Annotated in this window: 11 protein-coding genes; 1 reads left to right on the forward strand and 10 read right to left on the reverse strand. The window is 63.4% G+C overall.

Annotated elements, in window-relative coordinates; translation table 11 throughout:
• Window positions 1-217: 217 nt before the first annotated feature.
• A complete protein-coding gene (locus tag ACZIRK_RS01050; protein WP_456642025.1) occupies window positions 218-1,240 on the forward strand; it encodes an LLM class flavin-dependent oxidoreductase in 1,023 nt (340 codons plus the stop codon).
• A gap of 558 nt (window positions 1,241-1,798) precedes the next feature.
• Here the strand turns inward: ACZIRK_RS01050 and ACZIRK_RS01055 are convergent.
• The 10 genes from ACZIRK_RS01055 to ACZIRK_RS01100 form a co-directional block, all read right to left on the reverse strand.
• Window positions 1,799-2,656 carry a PAS domain-containing protein gene (locus ACZIRK_RS01055; RefSeq protein WP_474417413.1) on the reverse strand — a complete coding sequence of 286 codons (858 nt, stop codon included), beginning with the start codon at window positions 2,654-2,656 and terminating at the stop codon, window positions 1,799-1,801.
• Window positions 2,657-2,698: 42 nt separating this feature from the next.
• The gene (locus ACZIRK_RS01060; RefSeq protein WP_165435068.1) at window positions 2,699-3,403 is read right to left on the reverse strand and encodes an ABC transporter ATP-binding protein; all 705 of its coding nucleotides are present in this window, start codon (window positions 3,401-3,403) and stop codon (window positions 2,699-2,701) included.
• The gene (locus ACZIRK_RS01065) at window positions 3,396-4,178 is read right to left on the reverse strand and encodes an ABC transporter ATP-binding protein (RefSeq protein ID WP_028164693.1); all 783 of its coding nucleotides are present in this window, start codon (window positions 4,176-4,178) and stop codon (window positions 3,396-3,398) included. The genes ACZIRK_RS01060 and ACZIRK_RS01065 overlap by 8 nt, the downstream gene beginning before the upstream one ends.
• The gene (locus ACZIRK_RS01070; RefSeq protein WP_463326773.1) at window positions 4,178-5,221 is read right to left on the reverse strand and encodes a branched-chain amino acid ABC transporter permease; all 1,044 of its coding nucleotides are present in this window, start codon (window positions 5,219-5,221) and stop codon (window positions 4,178-4,180) included. Before ACZIRK_RS01070 ends, ACZIRK_RS01065 begins: the two co-directional genes overlap by 1 nt.
• Window positions 5,218-6,090, reverse strand: a complete 873-nt coding sequence (locus ACZIRK_RS01075; protein WP_463326774.1) for a branched-chain amino acid ABC transporter permease — start codon at window positions 6,088-6,090, stop codon at window positions 5,218-5,220. Before ACZIRK_RS01075 ends, ACZIRK_RS01070 begins: the two co-directional genes overlap by 4 nt.
• 68 nt (window positions 6,091-6,158) lie before the next feature.
• Entirely contained in the window at window positions 6,159-7,313 is a 1,155-nt protein-coding gene (locus ACZIRK_RS01080; protein ID WP_456641985.1) for an ABC transporter substrate-binding protein, read from the reverse strand.
• A 77-nt stretch (window positions 7,314-7,390) separates the two neighbouring features.
• Window positions 7,391-8,596, reverse strand: a complete 1,206-nt coding sequence (locus ACZIRK_RS01085) for a xanthine dehydrogenase family Fe-S subunit (protein WP_456641984.1) — start codon at window positions 8,594-8,596, stop codon at window positions 7,391-7,393.
• Window positions 8,593-9,429 (reverse strand): FAD binding domain-containing protein, encoded by an 837-nt coding sequence (locus tag ACZIRK_RS01090; RefSeq protein ID WP_463326775.1) that lies wholly within the window; start codon window positions 9,427-9,429, stop codon window positions 8,593-8,595. Before ACZIRK_RS01090 ends, ACZIRK_RS01085 begins: the two co-directional genes overlap by 4 nt.
• On the reverse strand, window positions 9,426-11,810 hold the full coding sequence (locus ACZIRK_RS01095) for a xanthine dehydrogenase family protein molybdopterin-binding subunit (RefSeq protein WP_463326776.1): 2,385 nt from the start codon (window positions 11,808-11,810) through the stop codon (window positions 9,426-9,428). Before ACZIRK_RS01095 ends, ACZIRK_RS01090 begins: the two co-directional genes overlap by 4 nt.
• A 34-nt stretch (window positions 11,811-11,844) precedes the next feature.
• Window positions 11,845-13,122, reverse strand: coding sequence for an amidohydrolase/deacetylase family metallohydrolase (locus ACZIRK_RS01100; RefSeq protein WP_463326777.1), 1,278 nt, complete (start codon window positions 13,120-13,122; stop codon window positions 11,845-11,847).
• Window positions 13,123-13,264: the final 142 nt, after the last annotated feature.

Below are 13,264 nucleotides of genomic sequence, written 5' to 3' on the forward strand. Positions count from 1 at the left end.
AGACTAAGTTCAACACGTTCTACGGTAGCGCAGGCCATGACGCCGGGATATTGCCTCATCGAATCTATCAAAATATACGTCAATGATGCTACTCGACACTCGCAACCTGCCGCGGTGGATCGTGCGCAGGGCGTTGACGCGATTGCGCGCATCTGATGCAGATTGCCAACGGGCAGCAACCTCGAATGTGCCTCCCAAGGATTTACGCTGAATATCCATGAAAAAGATCGGCTTTCTATCGTTCGGGCATTGGACGCCTTCACCGCAATCGCAGACGCGATCGGCATCCGACGCCCTTCTGCAATCCATCGAACTTGCCGTTGCCGCCGAAGAGTTGGGGGCAGACGGTGCATATTTCCGTGTGCATCATTTCGCTCGTCAGCTCGCTTCACCGTTTCCGTTGCTGGCAGCCGTCGGCGCGAAGACCCGCCGGATCGAGATCGGCACGGCAGTCATCGACATGCGATATGAGAACCCGCTGTACATGGCCGAGGATGCGGGCGCGGCCGACCTCATTGCCGGTGGGCGCTTGCAACTCGGCATCAGCCGGGGATCACCCGAGCAGGTCATCGATGGGTGGCGCTACTTCGGTTACGTTCCACGCGACGGCGAGACCGCTTCCGACATGGCCCGGCACAATACGGAGATCCTGCTCGAGCTGCTGCGCGGCGAGGGCTTCGCAAAGCCCAATCCGCATCCGATGTTTCCGAACCCTCCCGGCCTCTTGCGCATCGAGCCGTATTCGGAAGGCTTGCGCGACCGCATCTGGTGGGGCGCCGGGTCGAACGCTACCGCGGTCTGGGCGGCCAAGCTGGGCACGAATCTGCAAAGCTCCACCCTGAAGGACGACGAGACCGGAGAGCCGTTCCACGTCCAGCAAGCGAACCAGATCCGAGCTTTCCGCTCGGCCTGGAAGGCGGCTGGTCACAAGCGCGAGCCTCGCGTGTCAGTCAGCCGCAGCATCTTCGCGCTGGTCGACGACCGGGACCGCGCCTACTTCGGACACGGTGGTCAGGACGCGGACCAAATCGGCTTCATCGACGAAAAAACCAAGGCGATCTTCGGCCGCAGCTATGCCGCCGAGCCGGACGTGCTGATTGCGCAATTGGCCAAGGATGAAGCTATTGCGGAGGCCGATACGCTGCTTTTGACCGTGCCCAACCAGCTTGGCGTGGATTACAACGCGCACGTCATCGAGGCGATCCTGACTCACATCGCCCCGGCGCTTGGTTGGCGCTAACCCTTATTGTGGGGTCACACCCGCAACCCGGTACAGGCACGGGCGCCGTGGACCCGAGCAATGCTATTTGATCGTCGCGTGCACAGTGATTACCGAAGTGCCAGAAGCCGTCGGCCCCTGTCCCACTGCTTTGATGGCAAAGTTATCGCTCCCCTTGTACCTAGCCTTCGCTTTGTATTCGTAAGTCGTCATGTTGAGCTTTTTCAAGCTGCCATGTGCCGGCTTTTGTAAGATGTCCGAGCTGCTCACCGTGCCGCGTATCGTAATCGGAAATAGGCAACTTTCTCCTGAGCTGACGCTAATGTCGCCGGTCGAATTCTCGCCCCAATCCGCTACTTCCAGTAATCTGGGACAGTCAGAAGCGGCTATCGCTGGAGACGCGGACATGGAGCCTGCAGCTGCAGCGATAAGCATCAAAACAGCGACTCTAGACAACCGCATCGTAGACTTCCTCGTTTTGCGTCGATGGCGGTATTGTCGGACGTCCAAGAAAACTTGGCTATCACAGACGCATCAACGATCCTGCCGGGCCGGTTGAAAGCGGCACCTGCGAACATCTCACGAGGCGCGGGTCGCGGCACGCTCTCGTTCGATGCGCTCGGTCACGTCTCGCGCCACGGCAACCGAGCCAAGCACTTCGCCAGCGGCGCTGTCCTTGACGATCGCGAATGTCATCTCAACGTAGACCTTGCGTCCGCTCTTGTGCAAGGCGCGCGTCAGCGTGGGCTTGCCTTGAAGCTTCATGGCGCCGCCAGTCATTGCCGCCTCAAAGCCGCGCCAATGCGCGGCCCGCAGATGCTCGGGGATGATCAGATCGAGGCTTTGGCCGAGCACCTCCTCCAACGAATAGCCAAACAACGCGGCGGCGGCGGGATTCCAGCGGGCAATCGCGCCGGAGCGATCGGCGTAGATCACCGCATCGGCCGTTTGATCGAGAATTCTTTCCGCTAACTCGGAGCGCTCTTCCATGGGGCACCTGTTTGGTTCTGTCATGTCTAACCTTTCTGCGCAACAATGTAGACCGCGCTCAAGTTCCGCAGATAGCGCTCGAACACCTCCCACATCGCAAGAACCCGCATATGGCATGATGGTCACGGCTTTGCCGACATTCACCGAAATGCGGCGAAGCCATTGAGCTTTTCGGGATTTTCTACGAGTAATGTCGCACGGTTTGTTCGTCCGGCAGCCACGCCCACAAGGCATCGAGCACACCGCCGTCGTCGGGCATGGCCCGATAGCGCACCGGATGCGGCCAGTTCGTTCCCCAGACAAGGCGATCGGGCCGGATTGCGCGAGGCGGCGGGCGAAAGGAGCCATGGCGCGGACCTTAAGTTGCCCATATTTGCCCCACATGTCAGGATAGATACCGACGTTATTGCCGCCGATGCTGGTGCAGTCGAAGGTCTTTTCGATCAACCGGCTCACAGGTCAGATCGCCGTCCGCGCGACCGCGGCGGATCAGCCGCCGAGATAGGCCTTTCGCACATGCTCGTTCGCGATCAGCTCCGCGCCGACGCCGGACAGCACGATGCGACCGCTCTCGATGAGGTAAGCCTGATCGCACATCTCAAGCGCAGCAAAGGCGTTTTGCTCTACCAGTAAAACGGTTGTGCCGGCATCGCGGATGCCGCGGATGATAGCAAACGTTCGCTCAACAATATTCGGCGCGAGCCCAAGCGACGGCTCGTCAAACATGATGAGGCGAGGCCGCGACATCAGCGCCCTGCCGATCGCCAGCATCTGTTGCTCGCCGCCCGACAGGGTACCGGCCGCCTGCCGCCTCCGCTCCGCAAGACGCGGAAACTCAGTGAAGATGCGGTCACGGTCCGCGGCGATCCCGCTCGGGTCGTTACGGAGATAGGCGCCCATGTCAAGATTTTCCTCGACAGTCATGTGCGGAAACACGCGCCTTCCCTCCGGGCAATGCGCGATACCGCTCGCCAGCACGCGCGGCGGTCGCGCCGCGGTCATATCCTTGCCGTCGAAGAGCATCTGTCCGGAACGCAGCGGTACCAATCCGGAAATCGCGCGCAGCGTCGTGCTCTTGCCGGCGCCATTGGCGCCGATCAGAGCGACGAGCTGCCCGGCCTTCACCTGCAGCGAGATGCCCCGCAGCGCGGTAACGCCGCCATAGCCGCAGACGATGTCGCGGATCTCAAGCACGCGCGGCTCCCTGCCCGAGATAGGCTTCGATAACGTCAGGATCGTTCCGGATCGCATCCGGCGGTCCTTCCGCGATGATCCTGCCGTAGTTCAACACCACGATCCGATCCGACACGCTCATCACCATCGGCATGTCATGCTCGACCAGAAGGATGGTGACGCCGCGGTCGCGGATATTGCGGATGAGTTCGACAAACGTGTGGGTCTCCGACGCATTCATGCCAGAGACCGGCTCATCGAGCAGCAGCATCGACGGCTCCGCGGCCAGCGCCAGCGCCACGCCGACGAGGCGCTGCTCGCCATAGGACAGCGAACCTGCGGGGTCGTGGGCGCGACGCTCGAGCCCGACCCATTCGACGAGTTCGGCGGCGCGCTCGCGCAGCCTGCGCTCCGACGCGCGTCCGCGCGGCAGCCCAAGAATCGCTTCGAACAGGCCAACCCGGCCCTGGCGGTGCAGCCCGATCAGAAGATTGTCGTAAACCGTGTCGTTCGGGAAAACACTGGTCCGCTGAAAGGTGCGGATCAATCCGAGATCAGCGATCTGATGCGGCTTCAGTCCGTTCAGTGTGGCCCCGCGATAGCTCACCTTGCCGTGGGCTGGATCCAGAAAGCCGGTCATGACGTTGAACGCGGTGGTCTTGCCGGCGCCGTTCGGGCCGATCAGGCTGACGATCTCGCCCTCGCCTACCGTAAAGTTCATATCCGAGAGCGCGACGAGCCCGCCGAAGCGAACGGCGACCTGCTCCACGTCCAAGGCGATCGCACGCGAGGTCACTACGCAGGCTCCTTGGCACGTTCGGAAAAGGCAACCGGAGCAACCGTTGCGGCTTGGCGCTTCCGTTTCGCGAACCGCTGCGCCAATGAAGGTACGATGCCGCGCGGCAGTACGAAGAGGATCACGATCAGCACGCCCCCATAGGCGATCCATTGTGCTTCCGGCGCCATGATCGGACGCAGGACGACCGGCAGCAATCCGAAGATCAGGCCGCCGACGACCGGTCCGGCCAGTGAGCCCTTGCCGCCGCTGATGACCATGATCACCATCGTCACCGTGTTGATGAAAGCGAACACCTCGGGATCGATGATCCGGATGTAGTGCGCATAAAGGCTACCGGCTGCGCCCGCGATAGCAGCCGAGATGACCGCGGCGAGCGTAAGCGTCTTCGTGACGTCGATCCCGACCGACACCGCCAGCGTTTCGTTTTCCATCAGCCCGCGCATGGCACGGCCGAAATGGGAATGCACGAGCCGCGCGATCAGGAGATAGGCGACGACTGCGACCGCCAGCACGAGATAATAGTTCTGCAGCTTGGTGCGCAGCGTCAGTTCGCCGAGACCCGGCAGGCCGATCGCGATCGACGGGATATTGGTTAGCGCCAGCGGCCCCTGCGTCAGCTCGACCCAGTTCAGCGCCACCAGCCGCACGACCTCGGCAAAGGAAATCGTGACGATCACGAAATAAGCGCCGCGGACGCGGAAGGAAAGCAACCCGACGAAATAGCCGCACAATCCCGCGACCAGGATCGCCAGCGCAAGCCCCGCAATCGGTGGCCATGGTTCGTGAACCAGGCGGAAGCCGCCGGGCAGGCCGATATCGAAGCCGAGCGACGTCAGCGCGCTGACATAGGCGCCAATGCCGAAGAAAGCGATGTGACCGAGGCTGAGCTGACCGGTGAAACCGAGCAGGAGATTGAGGCTCATTGCAGCGATGATGAAGATTCCGGTCGTGATCAGCGCGTTCAGGAGATAAGGATCGCGCAGCCAGAGCGGGACGGATGCGAAGGCCGCGAGCACGAGCATGGTGATCGCTGCCCTCATCCCACGCGCTCCGAACGCGCGAACAAACCGGTGGGCTTGAAGATCAGCACCGCGATGATGATCAGGAAGCCCATCGCGTCCCGGTATCCCGACGATATGTAGCCCGCGCCGAGTTCCTCGGCCAATGCCAGTATGAAACCGCCGATGACCGCGCCGGTGATGTTGCCGAGCCCGCCGAGGATCACGATCGCGAAGGCCTTGACCGCGGCAAGATCGCCCATCTGCGGAGAGATCACATAGACCGGGCCGAGCAGCGCGCCGGCCGCAGCGGCCAGGCTCGAGCCGATCGCAAAGGTCGAGGTATAAATGAGATCGACATTGACCCCCATCAGCGACGCGGTGTCCTGGTCCTGGAACGTCGCGCGCATCGCGCAGCCAAGCTTGGTGCGGTTGATGAGCAGGTACGTCACCGTGATCAGAAGCGCTGCGGCTGCCAGGACGAACAGCCGTAGCCAGGAGACCGAGACAGGTCCCAATACAAGCGGCGCCTCCGGAAACGGTGTCGCGACCGATTTCGCGACCCCGCCCCAGATCCACAGCGTGGCCGACTGCATCGCGATCCAGGCGCCGATCATCACCAGCATGGTGGTGTCGATATCGGAGCCGCGCAGCGGTCGCAGCAAAGTCAGTTCAATCACCGCGCCCAGGAGCCACCCCGCCACGACGGCGACGGGCAGCGCGAGGAAGAAGTTGAGCCCAAGCTGCTGAACCACGATGAACATGATGTAGGCGCCGAACGTGTAGAGCACGCCATGCGTAAAGTTCACCACGTTCATGATGCCGAAGATCAAGGTCAGCCCGATCCCGAGCAGCGCATAGGTGCCGCCGAGGACGAGCATGTTGATCAGATGTTGCAGAAACTCGCTCAAGGCGGCTCCGGGCTATCCTGGTGCGGGCGAGGACCGCAGCGCGGCCCTCGTCGATAGATGACGCGAGATCAGAGTGTCTTCATGTCGACCTTGCCGTCGCTGATCTCGATCAGGTAGACGTTCGGCTGGCTCTGGCCGCTCTCCTTGCCTTCCGGGCCGGACTTGCGGAACACGATATCGCCGTTCAAGCCCTTCACGTTGATGTCCCACAGCGCCGCCTTGATGGCCGCGGGCTCCGCCTTGCCCGCCTTCTCGATCGCGGCTGCCGCAGTACGGATGCCGTCATAGCCGCGGAAACTCTCGGTGCAGCCGGCAAAGTCGAAGCCGCGCTTCTTCCATTCCGACACGAAATAGTTGGTCGCTTCCGGATTCGGCGTCTTCTCGGGGAACCAGGGCAGGAAAGTCGTCAGGTGCATGGTGCCGTTGGCCGCGGCGCCCGCCTGCGCGATGATCTGATCCGGATTTTGCGAGCCGCCTGTGGTGATGATGCGCTTCTTGAGGCCCAGCGCCGCCGCCTGTTTGAAGATCAGAGTGAGTTGGTCGACCGCGGTCGTGACGATCACGGTCTCGGAGTCCGAGCCTTTGATCTTGGAGAGCTGCGCGCTCATGTCCTGCGCGCCTTGGTCCATGGTCTCGACCAGACCGATGCCGATCCCCTTCTCCTTCATCATCTTGGCGAAATCGTCCGCCGTGCCGCGGCCCCAGTCGTTGTTGATGACGAGAAAATCGACCTTCTTCAATGCGAGCTTGTCGACGATGCCCTTGAAGGCGGCTGCTTCGACCGACGACGGCGGCGAGATACGGAAGATGAAGGGATTTCCGGTGGTGGTGATCTTGCTCGACGACGACGTCTCGACGACCATCGGCGTCTCGTACTCGATCAGCTTCGGCATCACCGCGAGCGTCAGGCTCGAGCCCCAGGCGCCCATGAGCACCGGCACCTTGTCGCTGGTGATCAGCTTCTCGGCGACGGCGGCAGCTTCGGTCGGATTGCTCTTGTTGTCCTCGATCACGAGCTCGATCTTCTTGCCGAGAATGCCGCCCTTGGCGTTGATCTCGTCGGCGGCGATCTTGGCGCCGTTGACAACATAAGTGCCGGACGCGGCGAACGCGCCGGTAAGTGGCTCGTTCACGCCGATCTTGATGGTTTGCGCCTCGGCCCCGCCCCCGAGCAAAGCGGTCGCCAGCGCAATTGCCGGAACAATCCAGGAAGTCCTAATCATGTAGCTCTCCAATTGCTCTGTTGATCTCCGCGCAGTTCCAACCTCGCCGCCCCGCGATATGGGGAGACGCCGAAACATCATGCCGCTCCGTCTCGTCTGACGAAGCGACCCAACCAGCGCGCGATGCGCGCGCGAAAGACACCTGAAATCATCGAAAATCCCTTCAGCTCCTTCGCGGTTGCTTGCTCGGGCGAGGCCCCCGACATGCGGCGATCGAGATTGGCGGCAAATTCCGCGATCAGCCGCTCGGCGAGGTCGCGCACCAATCCCGGCCGCCCGACCTGCGCCAGCATTCCCGTCAGCGTGTATCCGATCAGGAGATCGACGCGCGTCGACGCGCCCTCTTCGATCGGCGTCAGCTGGTACCGGATTTCGCCCTGGGTCGCCGATCGGCTGCGGCGATCGTTGCCGATGCCGACGATGCGACCGGAGAGATTCTTCGGGTCGCGTTCGATGCGCGCCGTGCCCTGGAAGCTCGCGGCGACCGGACCAAGCTTGACGCGGATGGCGCCTTCAACCCGTTCAGGGCTCGGCACCGCCGTCAACGACGCGCCTGGCAGGCAGGCCGCGACGGCGGCGATGTCGTCGAACGTCGCAAAGACATCCTTTGGCGGGTACGGGAGCGTGAAGTCCCGTTCGAGCCGGTTGGCCGGGGTGAAGTCAGGAATCTCGGCCGGCGACGCCACCGTCTCGGATGCATAGGTGGGTTCAGTTTGGATTGGCTGCGGGACCTGGATCGCACCGTCTCGCCCACTTCGCCCGGAGCCCGCTGGCCCCAAGACCTTGCGACCGCCGTCCGGCTCGGGTGCGATGCTGCGGGCACGCCGCGCCTCGATCACGGACTGCACCGCGCGCACGATGCCGACGTAACCGGTACAGCGGCAGAGATTTCCGCTCAGGCCGATGCGAATCTGGCGCTCGTCGGCGGCAGCCAGCCGCAGGACCAGATCGCGCGCGGAGACCAGCATGCCAGGCGTGCAATAGCCGCACTGCAAGGCGTGCTCGCGGGTGAAGGCGGCGCGCAGCTCGGTCGTGATGTCGTCCTCGTCAAGGCCCTCAATCGTGGTGACATCGGCCCCCTCGCAAGCCATGGCATAAGTGATGCACGAGCGCGCCGGCACGCCGTCGAGCAGCACTGTGCAGGCGCCGCAGACACCATGCTCGCAACCAAGATGCGTACCGGTCAAATCAAGCTTGTCGCGAACGAAATCGGCCAGACTCGTGCGCGGCTCCGCCTCAGCCTGCACCGCACGTCGGTTGACGTTGAGCGCAATCGTGTTCATGCGGCCGCCTCACGGACGGCGCGCCTGAGCACGCTCACATGGATATGTCGGTCGGCCGGATTGCCGATGCCGGCCTTGGCGAGAAGTGCGTCGGCGACGCGCACGTCGAAACGTTCCTTGAAATCGCCGGCGACGCGACCACCGAACAGTTCCGCAGCATCCGTGATCACGATCGGCGCGGTGTCGATGGCGCCCATCACCACGCGCGCCGTCGCGGCGCTCGGATCGATCATGACGGCGCTGAGCGCATGCGCGAACTCGCCGGTCTTGCGGCAGCTCTTGACGTAGCCCCAATGCGCCGATGGGGGCCGCGCCGGAACATGGATGGTCGCGACGATCTCGCCCGGACGTAAAATGGATTCCAGGGCTCCAAGGATGAAATCTTCCAGCGCGACCGTGCGTGCCCCCGCAAGGCTGCGCAGCGTCAATCGCGCGCCGAACGCTGCAAGCGCCGACACCCAGTCCGCGGCCGGATCGGCGTGGCTGAGCGAGCCGCCGATCGTGCCGCGATTGCGCACGGCGCGATAGGCAATGTTGGCGGCGACGCCCCGCATGGCGCCACACGTCACATCCGGCGTTCGTCCATCCTCAATGTCCGCGTGCGTGATGCAGGCCCCGAGCACGAGTTCGCCGCCGTGTCTCTCGGCTTGTTTCAGTTCGGCAAGGCCAGTGATGTCGACGACCAATCCCGGCTGGACCAACCGCAGGTTCAGCATCGGACCGAGCGACTGCCCGCCGGCGATGATCTTCGCCGACCCGTTGGCTTCGGCCAAGAGCGCAAGCGCCGCCGGCAGATCGCGTGGACGCTCATAGCTGAAAGGCGCGGGTTTCATGCCGCCGTCCTTTTTGCATCGCGAGCGGCGAGGATGGCCTCGACGATGCGGTGAGGCGTGATCGGCGATTGCATCATCTCGACGCCAAGCGGTCTCAATGCATCATTGACGGCATTGGCGATCGCGGCCGGCGGTGCGATCGCGCCGCCCTCGCCGATGCCCTTCACCCCGAATTGCGTATAGGGCGACGGCGTCTCCATGTGGTCGAGGCGCGGTGCGGGCACTTCGGTCGGTCCGGGCAGGAGATAGTCGGCGAGCGTCGTCGCGAGCGGCTGGCCGGATCCGTCGAACGGCATCTCCTCGTAGAGCGCGGTGCCGACGCCCTGCGCGAGGCCGCCATAGATCTGGCCGTCCACGACCATCGGATTGACCAGCACGCCGCCATCCTCGACGACGACATAGTCGAGGATTTCGACCTCTCCCAAATCGCGATCGACAGCGACAACGACTGCATGCGCTGCATAGCTGAAGGTGCCGCTGTCACGCTGCGGCTTGTAGCCGGCGGTGACCTCAAGCCCGCCGGGATCGACATCGGCAGGCAGGTCCTGCGGGCGGCGATACCAAGTGTAGGCGATCTCCTTCAACGTCACGCTGCCGTTGACGCCGCGCACCTCGCCGTTCTGCAGCACCACCGATGCCGGGTCGTGCTGCAACAGCTTGGCGCCGATGCGCCTGGCGCGCTCGCCGAGTTCGCGACATGCGGTTGCGACCGCGCCGCCCGCCATCACCATCGAACGCGAACCCCAGGTGCCCGTCGAATAGGGCGTCATCGCGGTGTCGCCAAGGATGATGCGCACGCTTCCGACATCGACGCCGAGCATCTCGTGGGCGACCTGGGCAAGCGTCGTCTCCATGCTCTGCCCGTGCGAATGCACTCCGACGCGCAGTTCGAGACCGCCGTCGGGCGTCAGCCGTGCCGATGCCTGCTCGTGGCCCGGCACCATCGGAATGCCCCAGCCGGCATAGACCGAAGTGCCGTGTGCCGCCTGCTCGCAATAGATGGAGACGCCGATGCCGATCCGCCGTCCATCAGGCTCTCCCGCGCGCTGGCGTTCGCGCACCGCATCGATATCGATCGCCGCCAGAGCCCGCCGCATCGCCTCGGGATAATCGCCGCTGTCGAAGTGTTTCTTGGTGATGTTGTCGTATGGCATCTGCTCCGGTTGGATCAGATTGCGCAGCCGCACTTCGCCGGGCTCGAGGCCCGCCTCCGCCGCAACCAGATCGAGCATCAGTTCCAGCGCAAAGCAGACCCCGGTGCGCGCGACGCCACGATAGGGCAGGATCGGGCACTTGTTGGTCGCGACCGAAAACGTTCGGCAGCGATAGGCCGGCATCAGGTAGGGACCGGGCAGAATGCTTGCGACCTGCGCCGCCTCGAGGCATGCCGAGAACGGATAGGACGAGTAGGCCCCGGAATCGACCGTTGCCTCACAATCGATGCCGCGCAGCGTTCCGTCACTGTTGGCATAGACCGTGATCTTGTAATGATGCTCTCGGCAGTTCGAACTCGCGGTGAGATGTTCGCGGCGATCCTCCGTCCAGCGCACCGGATGGCCACAGCGCATGGTCAGCCAGGAGAGGCAGACTTCCTCGGGAAGCAGAATTCCCTTGTGGCCGAAGCCGCCGCCGACGTCAGGGGAGATCAGGCGAATCCTTCCCTCCTCCATGCCGAGGCATTCGGCGAGGCCGCTGCGGGTGACATGCGGCATCTGGGCAGCGGAATAGAGCGTGAGCTGATCGAGCCGGTGATCGAAAGTGGCGACCACACCGCGCCCTTCGAGCGGCGACATGCATTGTCGTGCGGTCGAGATCTCGCGCGTCACCTTGATCGGCGCATCCAGCGCTGCTGAGATGTCGACCTCATAATTGGTCTCGAGGAAGACGTTGTCGCCCCAGTGCTCGTGCACCAGCGCCGCACCAGGTTCGCGCGCCTTCAGCATGTCGTAGACCGCGGGAAGCTCTTCGAGATCGAGCGTGACAGAAGCCGCGATGTCCTCGGCTTCGGCGCGCGTCGGCGCCACGCACATCGCGACGAGTTCGCCGACCTGACGGACCTTGCCGGTGGCGAGCACCGGTTGCTCGGAAATCTTGAAACCCGGCAGCGCCGACACCGCGCGAATCGGCTTGACGCCGACGAGATCGGCGGCGGTGAAGACTTTTCCACGATAACGTTCGGGCACATGGATGCCGCTGATCCGCGCGTGCGCCAGCGGGCTGCGCACGAACGCAACATCCTGCAGCCCGGCGAGACGAATGTCGGCCACGAACTGGCCGCGGCCACGCATCAACCGATCGTCCTCCTTGCGCGGCAGCCGCGCGCCGACGCCCTGCCCGGCGCCTGCCCCTGGTGCGGAGGAAAAGTCACGCTCGTTGCGCATAGTGGCGTCCCCCGATCGGACTGCTACGGCCTCCCTACGCCGCGACCGCTTGCGGCAGGATCGGCGCGACCGCGTCGTAGCGCGCGCCGGCACGCAAACAGAACGTCGGCTGCAGTAGCCGTTCGGCAATGACTTCAGTCTTCTCGTTGTCGCGAAGGACAAATCGCCCGGTGTGCTCCGTGAGCACCGAGACATCGGCATCCCTGCCGACTTTGAGCGCGCCGATCTCCTCATCACGGCCAAGCATCTTCGCCGGATTGGAGGTGACCATCGGCACCACCTGCTCGAGCGAGAGCCCGAGCGCCATCATCGAACTCATCGCCTGCACCAGGCTGAACTTTGCCTGGCCGGCGAACGGATGGTTTTCTTCATCCTCGTGCTGTTCCGGTGTACCGGCCGGCGCGGGCACATGGGTGTTGTAGCCGTGGATGTCGGCGCCGAGCGTGGTCGGAACGATGCCGGCACTGATCGCCTTCTTGGCTAGCCGGTAGGAGAAATGGCTGCCGTGACCGACATCGACCTTGAGGCCTCGGTCGAGCGCTGCCTGGATCACCGGATGCACCTCGCCCTCGCGGTTGACGAAGCCGCCGGGATGGCGCGTGAACGGATGCGCCAAGATATCCCCTTCGCGCAACAGCGGGATCACACGCGTCAGGATCGTGTCGGCATCCTCGCCGTTCGCACCGCTTTCGGGCAGACCCCAGAGCTGACCGAAATGGACATAGACAGGCAGATCGGCGCGGCGACCGATCTCCGCGGACATTTCGATGACGCGAATGCCCCAGCGCGCAAAGCCGCCGATCTCAGCATGCGCCTTGATGCCGCGAACGATATCAGGATTGGCCCTCGCCGCCTTGACGGTGGCATCGATGTCGACACCCTCGGGGCTATAGAGCTGCGGATAGTAATGTCCTTCGAGCCCGCCAACGAGATAGGCCGACAGGAACGCATAGACGCGCGACTTCGCAGATTCGGCGATGAAGTGGCGAAAGCCCGGAAGCGTCATGCAGGATGGACCGCCCTGATCGACCAGCGTTGTGACGCCCGACTGCACTCCGACCATGTCGGCATTCATGCCGAAACGTCCGGTGACATATTGATAGACATGCGCGTGCGTATCGATCAGTCCCGGCAACACCAGCTTGCCGGCGACGTCGATCACTTCCCTCGCGCTGGTTGGCAGGATATCGGCCTGCACCGCCGCGATCTTGCCGTTGCGAATGGCAACATCCCGGATGCTATCAATGCCGGAGGACGGACAGATGACGCGGCCGCCACGCAATAGCAGATCGAAGCTGGCGCTGATGGACATGAACGTTCTCCTTGCTCTCGCCGGCGGGTTGGTCCCGCTCTCGCGGAAATACGAAGCATGCTTCGTATTTTTCAAAAAGCAAGCTTCATGCCATGATCTGGTGATGGCGCGTGCGCTCGAATCGGGCTACTCGCGCCTCGTT

The organism is Bradyrhizobium sp. Leo114 (assembly GCF_055229415.2).

What these genes read in the sequence shown, in the direction of transcription:
- ACZIRK_RS01080 (WP_456641985.1), bottom strand. Translation starts at nt 7,313, where the DNA reads ATGATTAGGACTTCCTGGATTGTTCCGGCAATTGCGCTGGCGACCGCT.
- ACZIRK_RS01095 (WP_463326776.1), bottom strand. Translation starts at nt 11,810, where the DNA reads ATGCGCAACGAGCGTGACTTTTCCTCCGCACCAGGGGCAGGCGCCGGG.
- ACZIRK_RS01085 (WP_456641984.1), bottom strand. Translation starts at nt 8,596, where the DNA reads ATGAACACGATTGCGCTCAACGTCAACCGACGTGCGGTGCAGGCTGAG.
- ACZIRK_RS01070 (WP_463326773.1), bottom strand. Translation starts at nt 5,221, where the DNA reads ATGAGGGCAGCGATCACCATGCTCGTGCTCGCGGCCTTCGCATCCGTC.
- ACZIRK_RS01090 (WP_463326775.1), bottom strand. Translation starts at nt 9,429, where the DNA reads ATGAAACCCGCGCCTTTCAGCTATGAGCGTCCACGCGATCTGCCGGCG.
- ACZIRK_RS01050 (WP_456642025.1), top strand. Translation starts at nt 218, where the DNA reads ATGAAAAAGATCGGCTTTCTATCGTTCGGGCATTGGACGCCTTCACCG.
- ACZIRK_RS01100 (WP_463326777.1), bottom strand. Translation starts at nt 13,122, where the DNA reads ATGTCCATCAGCGCCAGCTTCGATCTGCTATTGCGTGGCGGCCGCGTC.